3 protein-coding genes are annotated in these 2591 nt (G+C 36.2%); all 3 read right to left on the bottom strand.

All coding sequences use genetic code 11. The annotated features are described in order from the left end of the window. The coding region (locus tag WBQ70_RS05250) for a 2Fe-2S iron-sulfur cluster-binding protein (protein ID WP_423911435.1) at positions 1 to 596 on the bottom strand (596 nt) is incomplete at its 3' end. Positions 597 to 742: 146 nt separating this feature from the next. After that, positions 743 to 2110, bottom strand: a complete 1368-nt coding sequence (gene nuoF, locus WBQ70_RS05245; protein ID WP_423911433.1) for an NADH-quinone oxidoreductase subunit NuoF — start codon at positions 2108 to 2110, stop codon at positions 743 to 745. Position 2111: 1 nt separating this feature from the next. After that, the coding region (locus tag WBQ70_RS05240) for a hypothetical protein (RefSeq protein WP_423911431.1) at positions 2112 to 2591 on the bottom strand (480 nt) is incomplete at its 5' end.

Here is a 2591-nt window from a genome sequence, read left to right as displayed (position 1 = left end):
AATTCATTGTCAATGGCTTTCGAAATACAAGTAGAAATATTAGCATGATCACCTCTGTCCATTACCCCGTGAACTCTATCGTCAGTTAATTGATCAGCCACTTGCACACATCTTTGACATAAAATACAACGGTTCATATGTAATTGAATATTTGGACCAATATCTTCTGGTTCAAATGTTCTTTTTTCTTCAATAAAACGAGTTTTTGATTTTCCGTGCTCAAAGCTTAAATCTTGCAAATCGCATTCTCCAGCTTGATCACACACAGGACAATCTAACGGGTGGTTAATCAATAAAAATTCCGTCACCGACTGACGTGCTTCACGCACACGATCCGACTTTTTACTGTTCACTTCCATTCCGTCCATACAACCTGTCACACACGAAGCCATTAATTTTGGCATAGGTCTTGGGTCGGCCTCGCTTCCTTTGGCAACTTCCACTAAACAACAACGGCATTTTCCACCGCTCCCTTTTAGTTTAGAGTAATAACACATCGCTGGAGGAACAGATTCTCCACCAATCATACGTGCCGCTTGCAAGATGGTTGTTCCTGCTTCAACTTCAATTTCTTGACCGTCTATTGTTACTTTCATTTTTTATTTTGTTTAAAGTTTCAGGTTTAATGTTTAAAGTTGTTGTACTTAGAACAATAAATATGAAAATTTATATACTATTTTTTTAGTTCAAGGTTTAAAGTTGTTATACATGAAACTAAAAAATCTTGCAACTTGAAGCTATTTTAAACTGTTTGTTTACCTACCAAATGACTTACACTTGAGAATGGCTCTGAAACAAAGTGATTTCTGTTTTTAATTTTTTCAGGGAAACGTACATGGTATTCAAATTCGGCTCTAAAATGACGAATCGCAGCTGCTACTGGCCATGAAGCCGCATCACCTAATGGGCAAATCGTGTTTCCTTCAATTTTTGATTGAATGCTCCACAACAAGTCAATATCTTCTTCACGACCTTGACCGTTTTCAATACGCCACAACACTTTCTCTAACCAACCTGTACCTTCACGGCAAGGTGTGCATTGACCACAACTTTCATGGTGGTAAAAACGAGAAAAATTCCAAGTATTTCTAACAATACAAGCCGTATCATCATACACAATAAATCCTCCCGAACCCAACATTGATCCGGTAGCAAAACCACCATCACTCAAGGATTCATAGGTCATTAAACGATCTTCACCGTTTGCTGTTTTAAAGATCAAATCGGCTGGTAAAATGGGCACTGAAGAACCTCCAGGAACCAAGGCTTTCAAAGGTCGGTCAGAATACATTCCACCTAAATATTCGTCAGAATTCATGAATTCGTCCACACTCAATCCTAATTCAATTTCGTAAACACCAGGATTTTTAATATGTCCTGAAGCTGAAATTAACTTCGTTCCTGTAGAACGCCCCACACCTATTTTAGCATAATCATCACCTGAATTATTTACAATCCAAGGCACAGATGCAATAGTTTCTACGTTGTTCACTACTGTAGGGTTTGCCCACAATCCTGAAACTGCAGGGAACGGTGGTTTGATACGAGGATTTCCTCTTTTCCCTTCTAAGGATTCAATCAAAGCCGTTTCTTCTCCACAGATGTATGCTCCAGCACCACAGTGAACATGTAATTCCAAGTCGTAACCTGAACCTAATATATTTTTACCTAACCATCCTGCAGCTTTCGCTTCGGCTATGGCTCTTTCTAATATTTTATAAACCCACATGTATTCTCCACGAATGTAGATATACGAAAGGTTACAACCCAAAGCAAAACTTGAAGTAATCATTCCCTCAATCAATAAGTGAGGAAGAAATTCCATCAAATAACGATCTTTGAAAGTACCTGGTTCTGATTCATCCGCATTGCATACTAAATGTCTTGGCTTTCCTGATTTTTTATCAATAAAACTCCATTTCATTCCAGCAGGGAAACCCGCACCACCACGACCACGAAGTCCTGATTTTTTTACTTCTTCGACTACTTCGTCTGGAGTCATGGCTTTGATTGCTTTCTCTACAGAAGCATAGCCACCTTCCTTACGATATACTTCGTAAGTTTTGATACCTGGAACGTTTATTTTGTCTAATAATATTTTTTTTGACATATTATATTAAATGTTTGTCTAAAAATGTTTTTAATTTTAAAATGTAAGGATTTTCTAAATCCTTAATGTCCCATAAATTTTCATCTTGAAAATCTCTGTAGGCATCTTTACATTTGTCTTTTTCCTTATTCGTAACACCATGCAAACATTCTAAATAACTATAAATTTTTGATTTTTTTGCTGGAATAGTTAATGAATTGTCTTTTGATAAACAATTTTCAAACTCATTCCAACATTCAAAAATTTGCGAATGTTTTTTATTGATAACTTTTTCTAATAAATCTTCTACTGTTCCCGTATCACAATGATTTGGAAGCACAAAAACATCATACTTTGTCCAATCCCAAACTGTCATTATATCTTTCACAAATTTAATTGTCGCTTCAAAACCAGGCTTATCTGTTACTTTTTCATCATCTGCATCTAAAAAAATTAAAGATGAGTATTCTGAAAAAGCTTCAGTTATTTGTTGCTTCTGAAT

It is taken from the genome of Flavobacterium sp. (assembly GCF_049590715.1).
GTDB lineage: Bacteria > Bacteroidota > Bacteroidia > Flavobacteriales > Flavobacteriaceae > Flavobacterium.
The sequence above is the reverse complement of the archived record's forward strand: the minus strand, read 5'-3'. Positions and strand labels throughout refer to the sequence as shown.

Excerpts from the sequence above, each read along its gene's own strand:
- nuoF (WP_423911433.1), bottom strand. The coding sequence starts at position 2,110 with ATGTCAAAAAAAATATTATTAGACAAAATAAACGTTCCAGGTATCAAA.